18 protein-coding genes are annotated in these 24,752 nt (G+C 64.1%); 10 read left to right on the forward strand and 8 right to left on the reverse strand.

All coding sequences use genetic code 11. The features are described from left to right. The first annotated feature begins 6 nt into the window (after positions 1-6). The 5 genes from VNH11_30115 (at position 7) to VNH11_30135 (ending at position 7,624) form a co-directional block, all read left to right on the forward strand. Positions 7-381, forward strand: coding sequence for a hypothetical protein (locus VNH11_30115; protein ID HVA50640.1), 375 nt, complete (start codon positions 7-9; stop codon positions 379-381). 610 nt (positions 382-991) lie between these two features. Next, a complete protein-coding gene (locus VNH11_30120; protein ID HVA50641.1) occupies positions 992-2,929 on the forward strand; it encodes a TolC family protein in 1,938 nt (645 codons plus the stop codon). 167 nt (positions 2,930-3,096) lie between these two features. Further along, positions 3,097-4,863 carry a hypothetical protein gene (locus VNH11_30125; protein HVA50642.1) on the forward strand — a complete coding sequence of 589 codons (1,767 nt, stop codon included), beginning with the start codon at positions 3,097-3,099 and terminating at the stop codon, positions 4,861-4,863. An 87-nt stretch (positions 4,864-4,950) separates the two neighbouring features. Continuing rightward, the gene (locus VNH11_30130) at positions 4,951-6,777 is read left to right on the forward strand and encodes a hypothetical protein (GenBank protein ID HVA50643.1); all 1,827 of its coding nucleotides are present in this window, start codon (positions 4,951-4,953) and stop codon (positions 6,775-6,777) included. Between the two features lie 31 nt (positions 6,778-6,808). Then, complete coding sequence (locus VNH11_30135; GenBank protein HVA50644.1) at positions 6,809-7,624, forward strand: hypothetical protein; 816 nt, start codon at positions 6,809-6,811, stop codon at positions 7,622-7,624. 60 nt (positions 7,625-7,684) lie between these two features. Here VNH11_30135 and VNH11_30140 read toward each other — a convergent pair whose 3' ends face one another. Both VNH11_30140 and VNH11_30145 read right to left on the reverse strand, forming a co-directional pair. After that, positions 7,685-9,127 (reverse strand): sigma-54 dependent transcriptional regulator, encoded by a 1,443-nt coding sequence (locus VNH11_30140; protein HVA50645.1) that lies wholly within the window; start codon positions 9,125-9,127, stop codon positions 7,685-7,687. Continuing rightward, positions 9,096-10,685, reverse strand: coding sequence for an ATP-binding protein (locus VNH11_30145; GenBank protein ID HVA50646.1), 1,590 nt, complete (start codon positions 10,683-10,685; stop codon positions 9,096-9,098). The genes VNH11_30140 and VNH11_30145 overlap by 32 nt, the downstream gene beginning before the upstream one ends. Before the next feature lie 504 nt (positions 10,686-11,189). On the opposite strand from VNH11_30145, the gene VNH11_30150 reads away from it, so the two are divergent. Continuing rightward, positions 11,190-12,839 (forward strand): porin, encoded by a 1,650-nt coding sequence (locus tag VNH11_30150; protein ID HVA50647.1) that lies wholly within the window; start codon positions 11,190-11,192, stop codon positions 12,837-12,839. On the opposite strand, the gene VNH11_30155 is transcribed toward VNH11_30150, so the two are convergent. The 6 genes from VNH11_30155 to VNH11_30180 form a co-directional block, all read right to left on the reverse strand. Then, positions 12,836-14,455: a porin gene (locus tag VNH11_30155; protein HVA50648.1), complete on the reverse strand. Its 1,620-nt coding sequence runs from the start codon at positions 14,453-14,455 to the stop codon at positions 12,836-12,838. The two genes, VNH11_30150 and VNH11_30155, sit on opposite strands and share 4 nt — an antisense overlap. A gap of 175 nt (positions 14,456-14,630) precedes the next feature. After that, entirely contained in the window at positions 14,631-15,830 is a 1,200-nt protein-coding gene (locus VNH11_30160) for a HAMP domain-containing sensor histidine kinase (GenBank protein HVA50649.1), read from the reverse strand. Between the two features lie 213 nt (positions 15,831-16,043). Next, positions 16,044-16,181, reverse strand: coding sequence for a hypothetical protein (locus VNH11_30165; protein ID HVA50650.1), 138 nt, complete (start codon positions 16,179-16,181; stop codon positions 16,044-16,046). Between the two features lie 39 nt (positions 16,182-16,220). Then, entirely contained in the window at positions 16,221-16,571 is a 351-nt protein-coding gene (locus VNH11_30170; GenBank protein HVA50651.1) for a hypothetical protein, read from the reverse strand. A gap of 179 nt (positions 16,572-16,750) precedes the next feature. Beyond that, positions 16,751-18,514: a porin gene (locus VNH11_30175; GenBank protein ID HVA50652.1), complete on the reverse strand. Its 1,764-nt coding sequence runs from the start codon at positions 18,512-18,514 to the stop codon at positions 16,751-16,753. Positions 18,515-18,815: 301 nt separating this feature from the next. After that, positions 18,816-19,094 (reverse strand): hypothetical protein, encoded by a 279-nt coding sequence (locus VNH11_30180; protein HVA50653.1) that lies wholly within the window; start codon positions 19,092-19,094, stop codon positions 18,816-18,818. A 522-nt stretch (positions 19,095-19,616) separates the two neighbouring features. Between VNH11_30180 and VNH11_30185 the strand changes: the two genes are divergently transcribed. The 4 genes from VNH11_30185 to odhB all read left to right on the forward strand — a co-directional run bounded on the left by VNH11_30185 (position 19,617) and on the right by odhB (position 24,678). Next, positions 19,617-22,418 (forward strand): 2-oxoglutarate dehydrogenase E1 component, encoded by a 2,802-nt coding sequence (locus VNH11_30185; GenBank protein HVA50654.1) that lies wholly within the window; start codon positions 19,617-19,619, stop codon positions 22,416-22,418. A 142-nt stretch (positions 22,419-22,560) separates the two neighbouring features. Beyond that, positions 22,561-22,788 carry an addiction module protein gene (locus VNH11_30190; GenBank protein ID HVA50655.1) on the forward strand — a complete coding sequence of 76 codons (228 nt, stop codon included), beginning with the start codon at positions 22,561-22,563 and terminating at the stop codon, positions 22,786-22,788. Positions 22,789-22,843: 55 nt separating this feature from the next. Next, on the forward strand, positions 22,844-23,080 hold the full coding sequence (locus VNH11_30195) for a type II toxin-antitoxin system RelE/ParE family toxin (protein ID HVA50656.1): 237 nt from the start codon (positions 22,844-22,846) through the stop codon (positions 23,078-23,080). Between the two features lie 314 nt (positions 23,081-23,394). Further along, positions 23,395-24,678, forward strand: coding sequence for a 2-oxoglutarate dehydrogenase complex dihydrolipoyllysine-residue succinyltransferase (gene odhB, locus VNH11_30200; GenBank protein ID HVA50657.1), 1,284 nt, complete (start codon positions 23,395-23,397; stop codon positions 24,676-24,678). The last annotated feature ends 74 nt before the right edge of the window (positions 24,679-24,752 follow it).

The raw sequence follows: 24,752 nt of genomic DNA on the forward strand, positions 1-24,752 counted from the left end.
TCGCTTATGCGTTGCATCGTCCTGTGCGGGGCTTGGATTCGTCCCGCCTATCTTTGTGTTCTGCTGATGGGACTGCTGGCCGCCGCCGCGGGTTGCGGTCACGAGGGCAAGGCTGAAATGAGCCGCCGTGCCGACCGGCCGCGCGATCACCTGCCGCGGCCCGAAACGAGGGGCATTGCCCAGGTCACCGAAATGACGGATCCTGCCGCCAACCAGCTCTCGCCGGCGTCCGGCGACGACGATGACTGGGTGCCCTTCGACGGCTCGGAACAGGTGATCGTGGGCGATCTCTCCATCCTCACCGACGGCGCCCTCGTGCAGATTGCCCCGTCGACAAACGTAGCCCAGGTGGCCGGCGCCAAACCGCGCGGCACGAAGTAAGCCGCCGGTAGCGCCCACGCCAGCGTCCCTCCGGCCGCCAAACGGCACGTCACGTGCTACTTCCTTCGGTCGCGGCAAAGTCACGACTGTCGCCGTAACTTCTCTTCGATGGCGGCGCGGCGACAGCCCTCTTCATGCCGCTGGCGGCAGCCACGCATCCCGCACCGGTTCCCGGCCCGACGTGGTTCGGCGCGCCGGGCATGGGGTCGTCATCCTGTCGCGATGGATGCCGGTTCGGGGGCGAGTACGCACAGAACAGGGTTCGCATCGGATGCACAAATTTTGCGGGCTCCGCGCCGGCTAATTCTCTTGCCATCGCGAACAATTCTTATCCCTTGATGGTAGAAGTTTGTGCCGACTGTACATGAAGCTTCCCCGCATAGCGATTTTGACGGTTTAGGTGGATTTTCCGAGAACGTCGCGACGATGACTCCCGGCAAAGGCCGATTTGTAGCTTCGAGCGACCGCGATGGGCAAGGCAAAAAGCACGCTTTCGTTAAGCCGGCAAGGCGTACGACGATGTTCGGTCGTCGTAGCCATGATCGCAGTTTGCGGCAGTTCGGCCGGTCCGAGTGGGGCACAGCCCCCTGCTCCCGCTCCAGGGCCGAGCATGCCGGCGAGCGTGCGGTTCGACATGCCGCCCGCTTCGCGTGCCCAGGTGCCTCGTCAACGGCCGCCCGTGCAAAACGTGGGCGGGCCGGCGCCGAGCAACGAAGTGCAGTTCATGAGCTACCAGTTCGGCATTCAGCCGGCCAATGGCGAGGTGCCATCGCCGCAGCGACGGCGGCCACTGGCAGCGAGAGGACCGTTAGCGCCGCCAGGCCCGGCCGGCGTCATGGCGCCCCCCCGTGCAGCGTGGCCCGCAGGCGCAGATCGACAGGCGACGCAGCCTCCGCAGTTTCCCAAGGCGGCGCAGCATGATGCCGATCTGCGGCTGGCTCCTCCTGCGCGGATCGACGCGGCACATCAGCTTCAAACGCCGGTGCTGCTCAACCGGCCCTTTCAGCCAAGCACAAAGTCTCCGCTGGAGTTACCGCCGCCGCCCGGAGGCGAAACCGTGGTCCTGCCGCTGCCGCCCGTGCAGTCCGGCGATCTCCGCTTTCCGATTAACCTGGCCACCGCCTTGCGGCTGGCCGATGCGCGGCCCTTGCTCGTCGCCGCCGCCCAAGCCAGCGCCTGGTCGGCCGAGGCGCAACTGCAGAAGGCGAAGGTGCTGTGGGTCCCCTCGTTCATGGTGTCGACTTCCTACGCGCGGCACGACGGCCCGATCGACTTCAATCAGGGCATCAACGTGCCGGTGGGGGTCGGCATCTACGGGCAACCGGCGCCGGGCGGCTTTGGCAAGCCCCTCAACCAGAATTACAACTGGTTCCTGGCCGGCGTCAGTTTGTACCAGGTCGTCTCCACGACCGACGTCATCTTCCAGCCGTTGGCCGCGCGGCAAGTCTTGGATGCCAAGCGTTGGGATATCCAGACCGCCAAAAACGACGTCGTCTTGGAAGTGGCCCGGTCGTATTTCAATGTCCATCGTCATCGCGGACAGTACGCCGGCGCCCTCTATACGGTGCAGGAAGGGCGAAAGCTGATTGCCAAAATTGACGCCTTGAGCAAAGACTTGATTCCCAAGGTGGAGGTGGACCGTGCCCGAAACCTGCTCGCCTTTCTCGAGCAGCAATCCGTCTCGGCGCGCGAGAACTGGCGTCTGGCGAGCGCCGATCTGACGCAGGTCATCCGCCTCGATCCCCGCGCCGTGTGCGAGCCGTTGGAGAACGACCATCTGCAGATCACCTTGATCGACGCCTCGCGTCCGCTCGACGATCTGATTCCGATTGGCCTGAGCAATCGTCCCGAGTTGGCCGCGAACCAGGCCGAGGTCAAGGCGGCAATGGTCCGCATTCGGCAGGAAAAAATGCGGCCGTTGCTTCCGGCGGTCTTGCTCACCGGCTGGCAGACTCCCGGAGGGATGGCGCCTCAAGCATCGATCTTTGGCACGGGCCACGGCGGCAAGCTGAACTTTTGGAGCTTCCGTGACGATATTAGCGCGCAAGTGGTCTGGCAGTTGGACAGCTTTGGCTTCGGCAACATGGCGCTCGTCAAAAGGCGGCGCGGCGAACAATCGCAAGCCATCGCCAAGCTCGCCCAGGCCCAAGACACCGTGGCGGCGGAAATCAATCAGGCCCAGGCCCAAGTTCAGTCGGCGGCGGCGCGAGTGGTCCAAGCCGAACGCTCGTTGCGGACGGGACTGGTCACCTATCAAGGAAATCACGAGGGCCTCGGACAAACCAGGCGCTTTGAGAACGTGCTGGAATTGGTCTATCGACCGCAAGAGGTGGTCTATGCCCTCAAGTTGCTGCACCTGGCCTTCAACGAATACTTCAACACGGTCGCCGACTACAACACGGCGCAGTTCAGGCTGTTCCACGCGCTAGGCTATCCCGCTCGCGAGGTCACGTTTTTCCGGCCGCCGGGCGCGGTCGTACCGGTCAATACCGAGCGGCCGGCTTATCTGCCGCGGGTGGGCACGGGACCGCCGCAGCCACCGCGCTAAGAAACGGACGAATAAATGACTTATGGAATCCAGATAGATGTCTGTAGGGAACGCGCTCTGTGGCGTTCCGCGGACCCGGTATCGACAATCCATCGCGGATCACGGAACGCCACAGAGGGCGTTCCCTACAGAAATGCGGTCCAGCGGACGGGAAAGGAGTCGTCGCGATGAAAGCGTGCAAGCGATCGCTGGTCGTGTGTGCGAGCATGGCGCTACTGTGGGTCGGCACGCCCTGCCGCGCCGAGCGTGCGGGGCGGCCACCGGCCTCTGCTGCGCCTTCACGCGCAACGCCGCCGGAGGTCGTGCCGCCGCCGGCGCCGGCGCTCCCGATGAATCCGGAGGGGCGCGGTGTGAGCGAGCAGGCCCCGACGCCTATGGGGCTGGAGTTGCCGGCCAAGCCCAGCGAGTTATCTCCTCTGGAGGTGCCTCCGCCGGCCGAGGTCGTACACCTGGAGCTGCCCAAGCCTGAACCGGGCGACCTGCGGTTTCCGATCAACCTGGCCACCGCCTTGCGGCTGGCCGACGAGCGGCCGCTGGTGATCGCCGCCGCGCAAGCGACCGCCTGGGTCGCCGAGGCGCGGATGCAAAGTGCCAAAACTCTCTGGATCCCGACCTTGAACCTCGGCTTCGACTACACCCGCCACGACGGGTTGGGACCCGACACGCTCAACGGCTATAATGTCCCCGTGGGGCAAAACGCCAACGGCCAGTTCACCCCGACCACGTTTGGCAAGCCGCTTAGCCAGAACATCAATTTCTTCTATGGCGGCGGCGCCTTTTTCCTGATGCAGTACGCCACGGACATGATTTTTCAACCGCTGGCCGCGCGGCAAAACCTCAACGCTGCACGCTGGAACATCCAGACCGCGAAGAACGATGCCCTGTTGATGACCGCCGACGCCTACTTCGAAGTACACAAGTGGCGTGGCAGCTACGCGGGGGCCATCGATGTGGTCGTCAAAGGCCGCCGGCTGCTGGCGCAGATCGACGAGTTGAGCCGCGACCTGGTGCCGGCCGTGGAAGTCGATCGCGCCCGCAACTTTCTGGCGGACATGGAGCAGCAGGCCGTCATGTCGCGGCAGAACTGGAGGAAATCGAGCGCCGACCTGACCCAAGTGCTCCGCTTGGATCCGCGCGCCGTGGTCGAGCCCCTGGAGCCCGACCACCTGCAGATCACGTTGATCGATCCCGGACGGTCGCTGGATGCGCTGATGCCGATCGCCTTGTCCAACCGCCCGGAGGTGGCATCGCAGAAAGCGCTGGTCCAGGCCGCGCTGGTGAACATTCGCCGCGAAAAAATGCGTCCGGTCCTGCCCATCCCCATGCTCAATGGCTTTCAGACTCCCTACGAGCAGCTCCAATTTGGGGTCAATGGCATCGGCACGGGCAACTCGATGAACAATTGGCTGTGGCGCGACGACTTCGCCCCCGGCATGATGTTTCAGCTCGACTCGATGGGGTTGGGCAACGCGGCCATGGTCAAATGGATGCGGGGCGACGCCTCGGGGGCCATCGTGCAGTTGTTTCGGGCCCAAGACATGGTGGCCGCCGACGTGACGCGCTCGCAGGCGCGGCTGCAATCGGCGGCCGCCCGCGTGGTGCAGGCCGAGCGCGAGTTGCGCGGCGCGCTCGTCAATTACGCGGGCAACATCGAAGGCTTGGGGCAGACCAAACGGTTCGGCAACGTCCTGCAGCAAGTCTTTCGGCCGCAGGAAGCCATATTCTCCCTCAAGCTGCTGAAGTTGGCCTACGATCATTACTGGCTCACGGTCGCCGAGTACAACCAGGCACAGTTCCGCGTGTACCACGCGCTAGGCTATCCGGCCCGCGAGTTGGCGTATTTCCGCCGCACCGGACCGATCCTGGCGATCAACACGGTGCGTCCGCGCTACTTGCCGTCGGTCGGCACGGGGCCGCCGCCGCCGTCGAGATAGTGCCGTTTCCAGTTCAAGTTTTACAAACATCGTACCGAAGCACACTTGAGTTGGGCCATGCCCAAAGTAACGGAAGGAACCGTCTCCATGCGACAAACGAACCGTTTGCTGATCGTCGCCACCTGCGCGTTCGTTGCCGGCATGCATCCTTGGGCCTGCGGCGGGCAACAACCGCCGCCTGTGCCTGCCAATGGCGGTCGCGGTGCGAGCCAGCGGAGCCCAGCGCCGCCCGTGGACGACTCGGCGACGCCGCCGGGCCCGCCCCTGGTCACCTTTCCCGCGCGCGGTGACAAACCACCGGGCCGGCCCGGCCAAAAGTCGCCGCTGGAAGAGCCACCGGTGCCCGGCGGCGAAGTGCTCGGTATGAGGCCGCCGCCGCCCGGCCCGGGCGACTTGCGTTTTCCCATCAACCTGGCCACCGCCCTGCGGCTGGCGGATGCACGACCGATCATCGTGGCCGCCACCAGCGCCAATGTCTGGGTCGCTGAGGCGAAGCTTCAAAAATCGAAGGTGCTCTGGGTCCCGACGATCAACCTCGGCGCCGATTACATCCGCCACGACGGTGGTGGTCCGGATCTCAATAACGGTTACAACATTCCAATAGGACAGAATTGGTATGGGCAGCCCTCGCCGGGCAGCTTGGGCCGCCCGCTCAACCAGAACATCAACTTCTTTTACGGCGGCGGCGGATTCACCTGGGCGCCGCTCGGCCCCAACTATTTCTACCAGCCCACGCCCGGTCTGCCGCTGCTCCCCTCGCCGCAGTTTCAATTCGGCACCGACATGATTTTCCAGCCGTTGCACGACCGGCAGGTGCTCAATTCGGCGCGCTGGGACCTGCAAACCGCCAAAAACGACGCCTTGTTCATGACGGCCAAGGCGTACTTTGGCGTGCATCGCCAACGCGGGCGGTATGCCGTGACGATCGATGCCGTCGAGCGGGGCCGCCAGCTTGTGGCCAAGGTCTCCGCGCTCAGTGCCGACCTGGTTCCGAGAGTCGAGATCGACCGGGCGCGCAACCTGCTGGCCGACTTGGAGCAAGAGGCGGTCACCGCCCGGCAGAATTGGCGCATGGCCAGCGCCGACCTGACCCGCGTGCTGCGGCTCGACCCGCGTGCCGTGGTCGAACCGCTCGAGCACGACCACCTGCAAATCACCCTGATCGCCCCGCGCCGTTCGCTCGACGAGTTGATCCCCATCGCCTTGACCAACCGCCCTGAATTGGCGTCGCAGCAGGCGTTGGTTCAGGCGACGCTGGTGTCGATCCGTCAGGAAAAGCTCCGCGTGGCGATTCCCGCGCTCTACATGAACGGCTTCCAGACGCCCTATGAATTGCTTCAGGTGGGGGCCAATGGCATCGGGAGAGACAGCAAGATGAACCAATGGAGCCCGCGCGACGACATCACGCCGCAGATGATGATGACGGCCGATGGCATGGGACTGAGGAACCTGGCCCAGATCAAGGAGGCCCGCGGAATGTCGTCGCAGCAATTGGTCGAATTGTTTCGCACTCAGGATTCGATCGCGGGGGGCGTGACGCGCACTCAGGCCGACTTGCAGGCCGCGGCGGCCCGCGTCGTGCAGGCCGAACGCGAAGTGAAGTCGGCCCTGATCAACTACAACGGCAACGTCGAAGGACTGGCGCAAACGCAACGCTTCGGCAACGTCTTGGTCCAGGTGTTTCGCCCGCAGGAAGCGGTCTTTGCGTTGCAGTTGCTGATGACGGCCTACGAGAATTACATCGACAGCGTTGCCGATTACAACACGGCCCAGTTCGCGATGTTTCACGAACTGGGCTACCCGGCCCGCGAGATCGCGTTCTCGCGGCGAACGGGGCCGATCGTGCCGGTCAACACCCAGCGGCCCAACTACCTGCCGCCGGTGGGAACAGGACCGCCGCCGGCGACGCGCTAGCAAGTGACCCGCAAATACAAGGATACGTTCAATGACACACCGTTTTACACGCCTTTTTGGTTCGGCGGCCCTGGTCGCGATCATGTCGCTGCCGACGGACGCACAAGAGTATTCCAACGGCGGCACCGGCGCGGCCGGACGCAGAGCGGCGATTCTCACCCCGGTGGAGGCTTACGGCGTTCACCCGCCTGGACTGGCGCCCGCCGACGCGAGGCACTGGAAACCCTATATCCCCTACTACGCACCGCTCTCGCCGGTCGCATCGTCGAGCCGCTGGAGGCCCTGGGCATATTATCCACTGTTGCCTTACTACACGCCTTATTATGTCGGTTACGGCACCCATCGGCTCTCTAACCCGCGGCCGCGGCCCTATGGCTCAAATGGTTGGGGGCAGGGCCCCATGCCCGAGATGCCCCTGCCCGAAGAGCCGGATACAACTCCACTCCACTACGCAAACTACACCTCGGTGGTGGCCGACGATACCACTTACTGGAACATGGGCGGCAACGGTCTCGTTCCGTATGGCGCCGCTCCACCGGCCGAGGTGAGGCCTGCCGATTTGGTAGACGCGATCCAAGCCAGCCGCCCGCGCGGCCGCGGACATGCGAATGTCCGAGGGGCGGCTCCTGGGGCGCCGCCCGCCATTTTTGCTCCCGGGGAGGGCCGTGGTGACCTGGAACAAGGAGATAACCTCGGCCCCGAACCCTCCAGCCACCGGCGTACCAAGCCAGCGGAGGCGATTCCGCCCGGTGATGCTTCGAAGGAACATGGCGTTGGCGCCAGTCCGGACCGTTCCAGCCCGAGTAACCTACCGGCGGCGCCGAGTCCTCCCGGCGATTCGGATTGATGCCATCGCCGCCAAGCATGAGAAAAGGTGACACCTGACGCCTGACGCCTACATCCCACCCTACTCGGTCAATACCTTGCCCACCTGCATGCCGAGAGCGCGGAGCTTGGCCCGCAAGGTAACGCGGCTCAGGCCGAGCAGTTCCGAGGCGCGGGCCTGGTTGCCCTCGGCCTGATCCATGGCGCGACGAATCATCAAGCGGTCGAAGTGCTCCAACGCCCGGCGGTAGAGGTCGGTCTCGCCCGCCGCGATCCAGGCCTCGACCTGCCGCGGCAAGTGCTGCCAGTCGGCCACGTCTTGCGTCGGGGCGGCAGGACCGGGCAGGCCGCGCCGCACTTCGGCCGGTAAGAACTCCGGCAGAATCGTCGGCCCGGCGGAGACGATCAGCGACTCGCGCACGATGCTTTGCAGCTCGCGCACGTTGCCCGGCCAGTCGTAGTTTTGCAGCAGCTCCAGCGCGGCCGGCGAGATCGACTGCACGGTGGTGCCGATCTGCCGGTTATAACGGAACAGGAAATAGTGCGCCAGCTCCGAGATGTCTTCCCGCCGCTCGCGCAAGGGTGGCAGGTGGATGGTCACGCCCCGCAGCCGGTAATACAGGTCCTTGCGGAACCGGTTCTCGTCGATCAGCCGTTCCAGGTTCTGATTGGTGGCCGCAATCACGCGAACGTCGACCGAGATCGTCTCGTTGCCGCCGACGCGCTCGAAGCGGCCTTCTTGCAGCAGCCGCAAAATCTTGGCCTGCGTGTTGGCGGTCATGTCGCCCACTTCGTCGAGGAACAGCGTACCGTTATGGCACTGTTCGAACTTGCCGATCCGCCGCCGTTCGGCCCCCGTGAACGCACCGCGCTCGTGGCCGAACAGCTCGCTTTCCAACAGCGATTCGGGGATGGCCGAGCAATTGATCGCCAGAAACGGCGAACGGCTGCGCTGGCTGTGGTGATAGATGGCCCGCGCCACCAACTCTTTGCCGGTGCCGCTTTCGCCCAACACCAGCACGTTCACGTTCTGCGGGGCCACGCGGCCGATCTGCTTGCAAACCGATTGCATGGCCGCTCCCGAACCGACGAGCAGGTCGGGCCGGTCTTGCGGACGCTCGCCTTCCTCCAGCAGGGCCGGCACATGCATCATGCGGCTGATCGAAAACGCCTGCTCCACAATCTGCTGAAGCTGGTTGGCGTCGAGCGGCTTGACGAGATAGTCGTAGGCGCCGACCTTCATGGCCTCGATGGCCGTGTCGGTGGTGCCATGCCCGGTGATGAAGATCACCAGGCTCTTGGGGTCGATCTCGCGCAGATCCTGAAAAACATCGAGGCCGGAGCGTTGGCCCAGGCGGATGTCGAGCAGGATCACGTCGGGCGAGTGCTCGGCGGCCAGGCGCAGTCCCTCTTCGGCGGTGGCCGCCTCCAGCACCTCGATGCGGTCGTCGGCCAGCACCTGGCCGATGCTGTAGCGGATGTTTGCCTCGTCATCAATGACGAGCAGCTTCAACAGTTTGCTCAAAGAACGTCTCCGAGGCCCGATGCGAAGTGGGACTGTCGCTGCCCGTGAGGCCGCCTTGCTCCCCGGCTTCGGCCAAGGGCACTTCCACGACAAACATGGCGCCGCCCGGCGGCGGATTGGAAGCGGTCAGGCTGCCGCCGTGCTCCTGCATAATCCTGCGGCTGATGGCCAGCCCCAGGCCGATGCCGCGTTCTTTGCTGGTCACGAACGGCTCAAACAGCCGCGACATCACCTCGTCGGAAATGCCGGTGCCCGTGTCGCGAAACACGATCCGCAACAGTCCGTCCGAGGAATTCGCGCCGCGGTCGATCGCCACGTGCAAGATCCCGCCGCCCGTCATGGCCTCGATGGCGTTCAACAGCAGGTTCACAAAGACCTGGTCCAACTGTTCGGGGTCGGCATCGACCGGGGCGGGCACGCAGCCAAGCTCCTCCTCGATGACGACGTGGCCCTGCTGGGCGCGGCTGGCGACGAGCGTCAGTGCCCGCCGCAAGGTGTCGCGCACGTTGTGGCGCACGCGGCGGAGCTTGGGCGGCCGGGCAAAATCGAGCAGCTCCCGAATGGTGGTCTCCATGCGGGCCACCTCTTGCTCGACGACCCGCAGCCGCTCGGCATCGGGCGTCGCCGCCGCCTGGTTTCGCTGCACGGCCTGGATCAGCAGCTTGACGGAAGTCAGCGGGTTGCGCAACTCGTGCGCCACGCCGGTGGCCAGCTCGCCGACGGCCGCCAGGCGTTCCGCCCGCACCGCTTCGCGGCGCGTGCGCTGCAGCTCCGTGACCACTTGCTTGATGCGGCCCGATACGGCCTGCACTTGTTGTTGCAGCGCCGGCAGGCCGTTCAGCTCGTCCGTGGGATGCACTTCGACCAGGCCGATTTGCTGGTCCAGGTCGCCGCTGGCCCCGCGCAGCGTGACGCTGATTTCAGAGATCGTATGGTGCAGGCCGCGCGCGACCCACAGCCCGAGCAGAATGCCGACCGCGGGACCGATGATGATGAAGCTGATGCGCGCGGCTTCAACCCTGCCACGGAGCCGGTCCAGGCGTTGGAAGGCCTCGCTCGTCAACCGCTGAGCCACCTCCGAGAGGTCGTCGCACGGCTTCGCCACGGCCCGCGCCAGCCGCATCGCCGCATCGACCGAACTGGCGGCTTCTTCCGGCGAGAGGCCCGTTCGCGCAAGCTGCTCGCGCGAAAAAGCCTGGTATTTGGCGAAAGCCTCGCCGATTGAAACGATCAGGGCCTTTTCGTCGGCCGTCGAGCTGTTCTCGCTGGCCCGCGCCAGCGCCCCGTCGAAGGCGGCTTCGATCCGCTCCGCGTCGGCCCGGAAGCGCACGCGCGCCCCGCTCCGTTTTTCCAACAACTCGGCGGCTTCCAGCAGCGTGGCCTGCAATCGCCACAGGTTTTCTTGCATGCCGCCGGCCGCCTGAATCACGCTGCGGTTTTGGTTGAGCAGGCTCGTCTGCGTCTCGTCCAATTGATTGAGGACGTACGATGTGCCGCAGCTCACCACCACCCAGAACAAGCTCACCAGCGCGGTGGGAGCGACGACTTTTTTCCACATAGCGACGCCAACATTGCCAGAGGCGAACGATTGGTCTCGAGCGAGGCAGGGCCAAGCCGGCCCGCGGATTAGCGCCCTACCCTTCTCGATAATCCATGTTACCCAGCGCGTGGTCATTTGCGCAGCCACCGCCAAGGTCTCATTCTCGGCCGCGTGATGTAAAATGCCTTGCAATCGTTGCGCCCAAACGGCCGCTGCCCTGGCGAAAAGACGCGCAACGCTTGTGCGGCACGCGAGTAATGGCTTGCCCTTTGGCTCAACGCCGTCGGCAACGTTGCCCGACGACCAGACCGCGATTTCGCAAAGGGTGGAAAGAACCTGTCCCCAAGTGTCAACCCTTATCCACACCGATTGCCAGCACAAAGAGGGCGGACGTTATATCGCCCTTGCCGCGCGCGGCCGCTTTGGCTAAGAATACGGCCCACTTCACTTCCATCGCATTTGCCACTTGGGCCATCCCGGCGGAGCTGCCCGGCTTTCCTTCCCCACGAGGCAGAATCTGTCGTGAACGTACGGCATTCGTGCGTCCTACTGATGCTGGCGGCCGCCGTTTTGGACCCGCCGTCGGCGCGGGCCCAATCCGGGGCCACGGGGACCGTGCCGTCCCTCAGCGACGCGATGTCCGCCGACGCGTCGGGACCGGCGGAAACAACCCCGGCCGGGCCCTCCCTGGCCGCGCTGCAGACCGCGCCGGTCGCCCCGCCTCCCGCGGCACAACCCGCGCCGGTCGCCCTGCAACCGCCCCGCGCGCCCAATATCCGCTCTCTGCTCCAAGGGCCCGAGTTGCCGGAAAACAACGAGGAAGGTTACCGTCGGCGAGTGCGCGCCACGGAGTTGGAGTTGGAAGACCTTCGGCGCCGACTGCAAGCGGGAGAGATCAGCGGAGGCATCTTGTTTCGCGGCCGCGACCCCGACAGCTTCCAGCCGTTCGCCCCGCGCATCTCGGGGCCGGGAGAGGAGCCCGTCAGCTATCCCAATATGTCGGTGAGCGGCTTTTTCCAGCAGGATACCGGGTTCTTTTCACAAGACCAAAACAGCGAGAAGACCTTCGGCACGCTGCAAAACGGCGCCGACTTCCGCCGCGCGCGCATCGCCCTGCTGGGCAACGCGGCCGAGAACCTCAACTATTTCATGGAGCTCGATTTCGCGCTGGCCGGGCACCCCAGCTTCCGTGACGTGTGGGCCGAAGCCACCAACCTTCCCTGGATCGGCGCCATTCGGGCCGGTTATTTCAAAGCGCCGTTCAGCTTGGATGAGCTGCAAAGCGCCCGCAGTTTGGAGTTCTTGGAACGGGCCAATCCGGTCAACGCCTTTGCTCCCTTCCGCCGACTGGGCGTGCTGATGTACAACCACTTGGAGTCGGGACGGGCGACCTGGGCCGGCTCGTTCACCCGCGGGCTGGCCGATCCCTACGGCGGCGACATCGGCAACAGCGGCGGCTGGGCGGGCACCGGACGCGCCACTTGGCTGCCCTACTACGACGAGCCGTCCGGCGGCCGATACTACCTGCACCTGGGGGCGGCCTACGAGCTCAATTATCCGGGTGGCAATGCTTTCCGTTACCGCGCGACGCCGGAGGTTTTCATCGGTTCGCAGCAATCCTCGGGAGCCATCGGCAACAGCGGCGTCACCTTGCCCGGACCTCTCAACGGCACCCCCTTCTTCGTCGACTCCGGCACGCTCAACACCGACCATTTCAGCGTCTACGGCACCGAACTGGCCGGCTCCTGGGGAGCGTTCAATTTTCAGTCGGAATGGATGGGGACCACGGTCAGCCAGATTCACAACCCGGTGGCCTTCATGCAGGGCGCCTACTTTCAAGCCAGCTATTTCCTGACCGGCGAGCATCGCCCCTACACCCGGCCCTCCGGCACGCTGGGAGCCGTGAAGCCCTTCGAGAATTTCTTTATCGTGGGCAAGGGGCAAGGCTGGGGCCACGGCGCCTGGGAAGTGGCCAGCCGCCTCTCGTGGGTCGATCTCGACAGCAAGAACGTGCAAGGCGGACGGCTCACCGACTACACCGCCGGGCTGAACTGGTATCTGCACGCCAACGTCAAGCTGCAGATCAACTACATTCACGCCTGGCTGGACAATCCGGTGTACGGCAAGAGCAACACCGATATCTTCGCCACGCGGCTGCAGGCCCAGTTCTAGAAATAGATCTGCGACCGAAACCAGAACAGGTTGTTGAACTTCGTCGTGCTGCCGGGCGTGAGCGCCACGGGTCGGTTGTACTCGCTGTATTGCCAGTCGACCGTGAGCTTCACGTAATGCACGAGATACCAGTTGAAGCCGATATCGGTCACGTTGGCGTTGTTGGCCGAGGTGGCGGTGGCCAGCCCCGACGAGAGCACATCGCCGCCGAGGTGCATGTTGGCGAAACGGCCGAACAGCTCGATCGCCCCGAAGCCGCGCCGGGGATTGTCGCCCCGCGTGTCGCCGATTTCGCCCAACGGGTTGCGCGGCTGGAGCAAGTAGCCGCGGCGCGTGATCTCCTCGCCGGTAAGAAAATAGAACAGCGAGACCTCGTAGCCGCTCAACGGCACGCGCGTGCGCACCGGAGTGGTGGGGCTGGTCGAGTAATCCTGGAAGCCGCCTTGGTAGCCCGACATGATGCCCAGGCTCTTGTAGTAGTAGGTCACGTCGGCCCCCCATTGCATCCGAAGTCCGTTTTCGAGGTCGTTGGGATTGAAGGTCAGGAAGGCGGGCGAGACGGTCGCCGCCTGATCCAGTCGGCTTTGATCGTTGGCGGTCCGCAACGTCGCCGGCTGCAGCGGGTTGTGCTCTTGGCCGAAGTTGAACGAACCGCCCAAGTTGAGCTGTTGCAGGGCCTCGACCTTGGTCTTCAAAAACGGCCGGCTGCTGAAATAGGTATAAAGATCCTTGCCGTTGTTGAAGTCCTGAAACGAGCGCCGCTGGCCGTTGAAGACGCCGACGGCGTAGCGCAGCCGGTTCTCCAAAACATCGCCGTGGACCATCATTCCGAGTTGGCGATTGCCCGCCATGTTGCCGATGAAGACCGAACGCTCGGGAGCAATGAGATTGCTCTCCGACATCTCGCTGTATTCATAGGTGTAGGGCGTCTTCATGCGCCCCACGCGGACCTCCAACTTTCTCCGGTCGAGCCGCTCGCCGGACATGGGACGCCCTTCGAAGTTGAAGTCGGCGAACGCATCCAAGACGTCGAGCGAGCCGTAGCCCTTGTTGATGACGGTGTAGTAGCTGGCATACTGAGAAACGTAGCCCTCGAAATACCAGCGTTGCCGAGGAATCACGAAGTTATCGACCAAGGGGTTGCCGGTCGGGTTGAAGACCCTCAGGTCCAACTGCGTCAGGTCGTGGAACGCCAATTCGAAGAAACCGTCGTCGCTCTTCCACGTCAACCCGCGGCCGAAACTGGTGCCGACTTTCCGTCGTATCGGTGGCATGTCGGCGCGATAGGGTTCCCGCACGTCCTCGGAAGCACCCCAGTCGGCGCCGCTTGGCGGTCCGCGAGGCGGCCGAAGGTCGCCCTGCCCGGACACCGTGCCGCCCAAAGGCCCGAGTTGCGGAAAGACAAACGTGGGCTGCGAAAGGGCGTCGCCCGGCCCGCTCGGCGGCGCGTCGAATTGATCGGTGATTTGCCCGATCGTCAGGGGCGTTCTTGCAATCGTCGCCGGCGATTGTGCCAGCGCATCGCAGCCACGGGCGGCGACGGCCAACCAGACCGCGAGCACGCGCAGCAAGACCAACTCGCGGCAGCGGAGACTCCCCCCGGTATCGTCCGGCATCTCATCGGCACTTGTTCATGGCGAAAATAGAGAGGTTTTGACGGCAAAACGGCATGGCGGGAATGGAGTTGCATTGGCAGCGGCTCGTTGACAAGCGGAAACCATGAAGAGCCCGCCGCGCCTACCGTCATCATCGGCACAGTCGATGAACTTCTTATTCCCGCCACAACCGGCTTCATCCGGTGGACATGGAAACGACTTGTTTATCGGCAAAGTCCGCCTCTCCCTCCGGCGGCGGTTCGTTGGTGGCCGCACCGAGCTTGACCGGCAGAGACACGGTGAACTCGCTCCCCGCTCCCGGCCCTGCGCTGTTGGCCTCGATTCTGCCGCCGTGCAGCTCGGTCAGCCGTTTCGCCAGCGCCAGACCCAGGCCCAGGCCGCCCTGCGAACGTTGCGGCGCCCCGTCGACCTGAGTGAAGATGTCGAAGATGTGCGGCAACATGTCATGGGGAATGCCGAGGCCCGTGTCCTTGACCGTCACCACGGCCTCGCCGTCGAGTTGCTCGGCCGTCAGCCAGATGCGGCCTCCCGGCCCGGTGTACTTCGCGGCGTTGTTCAGCAGATTCGACAAAACCTGCGTGAGCCGCAACGGATCGACTTCCAGGTACACCGGCTGCGTGGGCAACTTCACGTCGAGTACATGGCCCATCCGATCGATGAGCGGACGGCTGGCTTCGACGGCGTCGTTGCACATCACCGCCAACTCGGTCCGCCGCTTTTGCAGTTCGACTTTGCCATTCGAAATCCGGGCGATGTCGAGCAGGTCATCCACCAGTCGCACCATGTTGGTGATCTGCCTCTCAAGGATCGTATGCGCTTCGTCGGCGATCTGCTTGTCGGTCCCCGACTGTCGGAGAAGTTGCAGGGCACCGTGGCCGGCGCTTAGCGGGTTGCGCAGCTCATGCGCCACGATAGCCAAGAAGGCGTCTTTTTGCCGGTCCGCCTCCCGGAGCGTTTTTTCCGCCTTCTTCCGCCTGAGAATCTCTTCCCGCAGTCGCTTTTGCTTGGCGACACCATATCGCCAATTGGCCTCGGCGCGATTTCGGGCCACGCGCAGCGCTTCTCCGACGCCGACGATAATGAAACACGTAACCAGGTACAGGCCGAGACGCTCGGTGTCCTGAACGGCCCAAGCGCCGCGGGGCTCGATGAACAGGTAGTTGCACGCCAAGTAGCCAAGAACCGTGGCGAGCAGGGCGGGCCGCCAGCCCGCATAGGCGGTCGTGGCGGCGACCGCCGCGTAAAGCGTCACGAGATGCACCGTGTCGCCCACCCACGGATCGACCACCCAGCGGATGAGCACCGCCACCGCCGTGGTGGAAATGGCAATGAAACAGCCCCTGAGGCCCATCAATTTCCCAAACCGGACCGCCATGGTCATCCGCTCCTTTGCAGATCGTGTTTCCGTCAAATCCAAGGCACCGCCGGCAAGTGGGGCGTCTGGCCCACACGCGACTTCCTTGTTTAGCATGCCCGCGGCGGACAGGTAAAGCAACTCGCGCGCGAGGTCTCTTACAAAGCCGTTAGGTTCCGCGACGTCGGACGCAGTGGCCGCGCGCACGAGCTGAGCGCCGTGCCCGGTTGGCTATCAGACAATCGTGTCGGCGTCGGCCGTGAGCAAACCTGCCAACAGCGCTAGGACGAGGACGATCAAAACCTTCGGCAGGCCGAAGGAAATCAGCGCGGTGGCAACCGCCGCGGCGCCGTGAGCGATGAAATTCAACATGATTGATTTCCTTTCCGAACTCGCGGAGGGTTGCCCCCGTCATCTCCACGCGGTGTGGGTAAAAGCAAACCACGGGCCCTCGCGCCTTGAATCCGACGGCGAGCTCCGACCCGCCGGCTGTGCAGCGTGCGACGCGATCGACGAGCGCCCAAACCGGCGATCGCCTTCGACGACCATGAGGCCGTCTCGGCGCATCAAATCGAGCAGATCCTCGCCCTCGGGGCTGGCCGACATCAGGTCCGTGAGGTCAACGCACAGCGGTCGCCCGCCGCCGATCGCTTGCAGAATGCCGCAGCATCTATCCAGTTCGTCCACGTCCGGCCCGCTCAACACGCCCTCGAGCTTCAGCGTGGTGCCCACCGCGCCACTGATCACCGTCATTTTGAGCATCTGCTTTCACCTTCGTTCGGCCGCGGCCGACAAGCGCCTCTCCGCTTGTCCCCTTGCCCTGAGGCGCGCTTTGTCATGGCGCCGGACCCGCAATTGATCTATTGGCATTCTAGCCGGCGGCCGTGGCAGGGCAGCGCCCGGCAGGTTTACATCTTTGCAAGGCCGGGCCGGCCACTCGGCTAGAAATAAATCTGCGAGCGGAACCAAAACAGGTTGTTGAAGCTCGTGGTGCCGGTCGTCGTGAGCGCCACGGGCCGGTTGTAGGCGCCGTACTGCCAATCGAGCGTGAGCTTGACGTAGGCGTTCAGATACCAGTTCACGCCCACGTCGGTCACGTTGGCGTTGTTGGCCGAGGTGCTGGTCGCCAGGCCGGAGGTGAGCACATCCGCGCCCATGTGCAGGTTGGCGAAGCGGCTGAAAAGCTCGATGGCCCCGATGCGCCGCGTGGGGTTCTCGCCCCGCACGCCATCCACACGCCCCAAGGGTCGGCGCGGCTCGAGCAACCGCGGCGAGATCTCTTCGCCGGTGAGAAAGTAAAACAGCGTCACCTGGTAGCCGCTCATGGGCACGCGCGTTCGCAACGGCGTGGCGGCGCTGGTCGAATAATCCTGAAAGCCGCCCTGGTAGCCCGACAAGATGCCCAGGCTCCGGTAGTAATAGGCCACATCGGCCGACCACTGCATCCGCGGGCCGTTCTCGATGTCGCCCGGATTGAACGTCAAAAAGCCGGGCGAGACGCTGCCCACGGCTGTGGAAGAATTGACCTGGTTGGCGGTCCGCAAGGCGTTGGGCGAAAGCGAATTGTGTTCGCGGCCGAAGTTGAAGGAGCCGCCCAGATTGAGCTGCCGCAAGGCTTCCATTCCGGTCAGCAGAAACGGCGTGCTGTTGAAAAACGTGTACAGGTCTTTGCCGTTGTTGAAGTCCTGAAACGAGTTTCGCTGGCCGTTGAACACGCCCACGGCGTATTCCAAGCGTTGCTCCAGCAGGCGGCCGTGGGCCATGGCGCCCAACTGGCGGTCGCCCGACAGATTGGCGACGAACACCGAGCGTTCCGGCGCGATCAGGTCGTTTTCGGCCATTTTGACATATTCATAGGTGTAGGGCGTTTTCATCCGGCCCACGCGCACTTCGAGTGCTTCGCGATCGGCGTCCCGCTCGTTGGTGGCGTTGCCCGCCAGGCTGAAGTCGGCGAACGCGTCCAGCACATCGAGCGGGCCGTAGTCGCGGTTGATGACGGTGTAATACCTGACGTAATTGGAGACGTGGCCGGTGAAGTACCAGCGTTGGCGAGGCAGGACGAAGCTGTCGACCAACGGATCACCGGTGGGCTGAAACACGCGCAGGTCGAACTGCGTCAGGTTGTGAAACGTCAACTGAAAGTAGTTGTCGTTGCTGCGCCAGGTGAGTCCGTCGGCGAAGTAGGTGCTGATCTTCCTTTTCTGGGGCGGCATGTCGGGGCGATAGAGTTCTTCCGGCCCCCCGTCCGCGAAGCCGCGTTCGCCGCTGCCGCCGACGGTGCCCAGGTTTTCGCCGGGCGGGGTGGGGAGGACCGAATATCGGCTATCCGAACGCGCGTCGCTCGTGGCCCTGTGGTTCCCGCCTCTCAGCGGCGCCACCGTGCCCAGCGCGGAACCGCTCGCCGCGGGCGGCGGCGACAGATAGGCCCGCGTGCTGAGTTGAAAGTCGTCGGGCGACTCCTCGGCGAATTGCGGATCGCCGAACGGCCGCAGTTGCGGGAAGGCAAAAGTCCGCTCCGCGGCGGCCGAGATGTCTGGCCGGCCGAATTCGCCGGCCAGTCCGGCGGTCGCCCCGGCCGAGGTTCGGGCGTAACGCGTCGGCGATTGCGCCCAACTGTGCGTACCGCCCGCCGCCGCCAACGCCAACAGGCCGCTGAGCAGTGCTCCGACGCGACGTGGCAGGTTCCGCGCGGGAGCGTCTTGCATTTCAATAGCCATCCGGACGGCGATCGGCTTGAGTTAAGCGGCGCGGCAAAGCCGCCTAGCGTCATAATCGGCACATTTGGCCTTGTCGAGCAAAACGCGCGATTTTGCTGATTGTGACGGCGGAGGCGGCCGATACCAACAGGAAGGGTGAGCCCGCTTTGATTTTCATCAACGGCCCACTGGCCGGAGGGAAGCCAATACCACCAGTGACCCTTGTAGAACTTGCCGTGTGCGGTTTCGCACGGCGACAGTCCGCATTCGCGCGCCTTTCCGGCACACCTGCCGCGACCTCATGGACGCACTATGATTTCTTCTCAGGCTTGGCCGCCGGCAGCTTATCGCGCCAACGGGCGGCGGCGTCTTTCTTGCCAGGCCTCGTAGAGCCGCACGAGTCGTTCGAGCGCACCACGTTCTGGCCCGATTCGACGCGCTCGCCGCCGGTCTGCTGCTGAAAGGTGTTCCAGGCCGACGGCGGCAGGGGAGCGACCCAAAAAACGATGTCTTCGAATTCGATGGTCCCCGTCGCTCGCCATGTTGCGGCCAACTGCGTCGGAGCGCGGGGGATCGACTCATCTCTCATCCCTCATCTCTCATCCCTCGACCGCGAATCCCTCCTACGGAACTACGAGATGATGAAATCCCTCGGGTTTTTCCCGTTCGTGCAAATTTGCACGGACGAGGAGCGGCGCAGCAAGCTTCGCACGGTCCGCTCCGCAGAAGGACGTTTCCTGCGCGCCTTTGACAACCACGGATGACTCGGATGGGCACGGATTTGGTCGGGAAGCCGCACGGCGACGATGCTTGGTTTGGCGTGCCGCTCGTTAGAGCGCGAACGTCGGTAACCGCCGGGCGAGCCGGCGGCATGGCGTCCGACGTCTTCGCAGCCTTTGCGCTGGTACAAGTCGGCGTCCATTTTTTCCCGTACGGCCGCAAACGGCTGGCCCCGACCAGCTTAGATGGCCCAGGCGGCGCGCTTGATTTTTATTTTTCACAAGCAAATCAGCCCTCCAACCCCCAACCCCAACCACCACCTTTCTTGCCGTTGCGATACAATAAAACGGCGAAACCTTGCCTGTTCGAAGCCAACTTGCACCGTCGAAGAATGGACGCAACACCAACCCTGCCCGATAGTTTGAGCCTGGCCTTCGTCGAGGGACTCTACGACGATTACCTGCGCGACCCGCAATCGGTCGATGCCCAGTGGCGGGCCTATTTCGACGCCCTGGGCCGGCCCTCGAACGGCCGCGCCGGACATCGCTGGAAGTCGCGGCCGACGTTTCGCCCGGCCAGCCTGTTCAACCCGCGCCCCGGCGGCGACGGCGCGGCGGCCATGCCGGTCGCCCAGGTCGCCAATCTGCAAGATCGCGTCGACCAGTTGATCCGGGCCTACCGCGTGCGCGGGCATCGGGCCGCCCAGATCAACCCGCTCAACCTGCCGCGGCCCCATCAGCCCGAACTCGATCTCGAATTCTATCATTTCACCGACGCCGACCTGGCGCGCCAGTTTTCGATCGACACCATTCCGGGCGGCGATACGCTGAGCCTGGCCGACATCGTCGAGCACCTCCGCAACACCTATTGCCGCTCGATCGGCGTGCAGTTCATGCACATCGACGATTTGAGCGTCCGCCATTGGCTGCAAGACCGCATGGAGGCCAGCGAGAACCGCTCGCAGCTCACGCGCCAGGAGCAGTTGCGCATTCTCACGCGGCTGACCAACGCCCACCTCTTCGAGGAGTTCATCCAAAAGAAATACGTCGGGGCAAAAAGTTTTTCGCTGGAAGGGGCCGAGAGCCTGATTCCGCTTTTGGATCTGGCGATCGAAGAGGCCGGCGAACAGGGCGTCGACGAGATTGTGCTGGCCATGGCCCACCGCGGGCGGCTGAACGTGCTGGCCAACATCATGGGCAAGTCGCCGCAACTCATCTTCCGCGAGTTCGAAGATCGCGAGCCGGAGCTGCATCTTGGCCGCGGCGACGTGAAATATCACCTCGGCTACAGCACCGATTGGCAGACCGACACCGGCCACCAGGTCCATCTCTCGCTGTGCTTCAACCCCAGCCACTTGGAATTCGTCAACCCGGTGGCCGTCGGCCGCATGCGGGCCAAGCAAGACCGCGTCGACGATGCCGAACGGCGGCACGGCATGGTGCTGTTGATTCACGGCGATGCGGCGTTCGCGGGCGAAGGCGTGGTGCAAGAGACGCTCATGCTCAGCCAGTTGCCCGGCTATGCGGTGGGCGGCACGATCCACGTGGTGGTCAACAACCAGATCGGCTTCACGGCCACGCCCGCCGAGCTGCACTCCAGCGTCTACGCCACCGACGTGGCGAAGATGCTGCAAATCCCCATCTTCCACGTCAACGGCGAGAACCCCGAAGCCGCGGCCCAGGTGGTGCGGCTGGCGCTCGACTTCCGCCGCGAGTTTCAGCGCGACGTGGTGATTGACATGTACTGTTATCGCCGCCGCGGGCACAACGAGGGCGACGAGCCGTCGTTCACGCAGCCGATGCTTTACCAAGCGATCGACGACCGCATGAGCGTTCACGAGGCGTATCTCGAGCAGCTCCTGATGCTGGGCGGCGTCACCTGTGAGGAAGCCGAGAAGATCGTGGCCATGCGCCGCGAGCAGCTCGAACAAGAACTGTCGGCCGCGCGGCGTGACGATTTCAAGGGGCAGGGGGAAATGCTCTCCGGCGTGTGGGCGGGTTACCTCGGCGGAGCGGAGCCGCCGCCGATCGCCACCGGCGTCGAACGTCCGCGGTTGGCGGGCCTGCTCGAAACACTTTCGCGGGTGCCGGCCGACTTTCATCCGCACCCCAAGCTGAAACGCTTCATGGAAGCCCGGCTGGAGATGGCACAGGGCGGCAAGCCGCTCGATTGGTCGACGGCCGAGGCCTTGGCGCTGGCCAGCCTGGCGACGGAAGGGATGCGTATTCGCATGAGCGGCCAGGACACGGCCCGCGGCACCTTCAGCCAGCGGCACGCCGTGCTGCACGATTATGAAACCGGCGACACCTATATGCCGCTGGCCCATATCTCGCCCGATCAGGCGCCGGTCGAGATCTACAACAGTCCGCTGTCGGAGACGGGCGTATTGGGTTTTGAGTACGGCTACAGTCTCGATTGTCCGGCGGGACTGGTGCTGTGGGAGGCCCAGTTCGGCGATTTCTGCAACGCGGCCCAGGTGATCATCGACCAGTTCCTCACCAGTGCCGAGGAAAAGTGGCGGCGGCTGAGCGGACTGGTGCTATTGTTGCCGCACGGCTTCGAAGGCATGGGGCCGGAGCACTCGCACGCCCGGCTGGAACGGTTTTTGACGGCGGGCGCCGACGACAACATTCAGGTGGTCAACCTGACGACGCCGGCCCAGTATTTTCACTGCTTGCGGAGGCAGGTGTTGCGGCGCTGGCGCAAGCCGCTGATCATGATGACGCCCAAGAGCCTGTTGCGTCATCCGCAGTGCGTCTCCCCGCTCGACCACTGCGCGGAGGGCGGGTTCCAACGTGTGATTGCCGAGAAGCCGCCGGAGGGGCAACACGTGGACCGCATCTTGCTCTGTTCGGGCAAGATCTATTACGACCTGCTGGCCGAGCGCGAGCGGTTGGGGCGCGGCGACGTGGCCATCGTGCGGATCGAGCAGCTTTATCCGCTGCCGCTCGACGACCTACGGGCGGCCTTGGCGGTCTATGCTGACGGCACGCCGGTCTTGTGGGTGCAAGAAGAGCCCGAGAACATGGGAGCGTGGCGGTTCTTGCGGGTGCAGTTGGGCGAGCGGCTATTTGAGCGGTTTCCGTTTTCCGGCGTCACGCGTCCCGCGGCGGCGAGTCCCGCCACCGGCTCGCACAGCAGCCACAAGCTGGAGCAGCAGATTTTGCTGGCCAAGACGTTCGGAGGGAACTAAACCGGGCGGGGAAAGGCGTAGGGTGGGACCAGCGAGCTTGCGAGCGCCGGCCCACCGATTGCGGCGTTTGATCGACCGATCGACTTGCGCGTGGTACAAGTAGAGTTTGGTGGGCCAATGTTTTCGGCAATGCGAGGTGCTTATGTCTGCATCGATGAAGGAGCTGGGGATTGATCGGCTCAGTGTGGCGGAGCGTATCTTGTTGGTTGAAGAGATTTGGGACAGCATCGCGGCCAGCCCCGAAGCCTTCACACTGACCGAGTCACACCGGCAGGATCTGGACCGTCGCTTGGAACAATACCGCGACAACCCCAAGGCAGGCGCTCCCTGGGAGGAAGTCAAGGCGCGATTGCAGAGGAAGACCGATTGAGCCTCAAGCTGATCATCAACCCTGAAGCGGAAGCGGATTTGGCCCAGGCGCGGCGATGGTACGACGAGAAGCGCGCTGGACTCGGCGACCGTTCCTTATGTCGGTTGAAGCTGTTTTTGATCGCATTTGCCGCCACCCGGAGCTGCACGCGATCGTATATCGCGACTTGCGGATGGCGTTGGTTCGCCGGTTTCCCTACGCGGTGGTGTACCGCGTGGACGACGATCAAATCACCGTGATCGCAGTTTATCACACTCGGCGAGATGAGCGCGGTTGGCAGTTGCGAGCATAAGATGGTATGGAATTTGAGTCTCTCCGATTTCCGAAGATGCCCAATGGTTGTGGCCACGTCCACCGGAGTCCCGTTCATGACCGAACCATCCGGCGAGCCGCCGGCCCGCTATCAGTTCTCAATTGGCCACATTCTGCTCCTAACCGCTCGTGCGGCACTGAATTCGGTTACGACGATGCGACGCAGCCCATTGAGCAGATCCGACAAGCGTGGGTCGATCGCGGAGCAGTCTGGTGGAGCGATAGCCGCCGGCCGCCCGCGGGTTGGTCAGGCACCCGGCAATTGGAAGAGTCAGGATTGCTGAATCCGAAATCATGAGCATCGAACTGAAAGTCCCCATCGTTGGTGAATCGATCCGCGAAGTGCAGATCGGCGATTGGCTGAAAGCCGAAGGCGAGTTCGTCGAGAAAGACCAGCCGGTCGTCGAGCTTGAGTCCGACAAGGCCACCGTCGAGCTGCCCGCTCCGGAATCGGGCAAGATCAGCAAAGTGCTCAAACGAAAAGGCGAGACGGCAAGCGTCGGTGAGGTCATCGGACAGCTTGAGCAAGCGGCCGCGCCGACGGGCGAGAAGCCGCCGGCGCCAAAACCTGATGAGCAGGCAAAGCCAAAGGCGGCAAAACCGGCGGCGAACCAACCGGCCGCCAAAACGGAGAGCGCCAAACCGCCGCAGCCGGCGCCGAAAGAACACGAGAAATCCGAGCGGTGGGTCGTGCCCGCCGCGCGACGCGCTTTGGCCGAACACGGCCTGACCGCCGAACAAGTCGAAGCATCCGGCCGCGGAGGCCGCTTGCTGAAGGAAGACGTCGACCGCTACTTGGAGCACGCCAGGCAGCCTGCGCCGCAGCGCTCCGCGGTGGCCGACGCCCTGCACACGAGCGTGCTTGTGTCGGCGGGCGGCGGCGAAGACGAAGTCGTGCCCATGAGCCCCTTGCGGCGGCGCGTGGCCGAGCGGCTGGTCGAGGCGCAGCAGACCGCCGCCCTGCTGACGACGTTCAACGAAGTCGACATGTCGGCCGTGATGGCCTTGCGGCAAAAGTATCGCGACCCGTTCCAGGAAAAGTACGGCGTCAAGCTGGGCTTCATGTCGTTCTTCATGAAGGCGGTCATCGAGGCGCTCAAGCGGTTTCCGCAGGTCAACGCCGAGATTCGCGGCACCGATATCGTGTATCACAACTACTACGACATCGGCATCGCCGTGGGCGGCGGCAAAGGGCTGGTCGTTCCGGTGCTGCGCGGGGCCGACCGCATGAGCTTCGCCGAGACCGAAAAGGCGATCGCCGATTTCGGCCAGCGTGCCCGCGACAACAAGATCAAAATCGAGGAGCTCTACGGGGGCACGTTCACGATATCCAACGGCGGCGTGTATGGTTCGCTGCTGTCGACGCCGATCGTGAACCCGCCGCAGAGCGGCATCTTGGGCCTGCACGCCATTCAAGACCGGCCGGTGGCCCGCGACGGGCAAGTCGTGGTGCGGCCCATGATGTATCTGGCCCTGACCTACGATCATCGGCTCGTCGATGGCCGCGAGGCCGTGCTCTTTCTGCGGCACGTGAAAGAACTGATTGAAGAACCGTCGCGGATTTTGTTGGAAATCTGAACCCCGAACCCTTCCTCGGGCCCTTGCCATCGCCGCTCGCCATCGGTAACTTGTTCGGTGTCACCCAGATTAGG

It is taken from the genome of Pirellulales bacterium (assembly GCA_035533075.1).
Classification (GTDB): domain Bacteria; phylum Planctomycetota; class Planctomycetia; order Pirellulales; family JAICIG01; genus DASSFG01.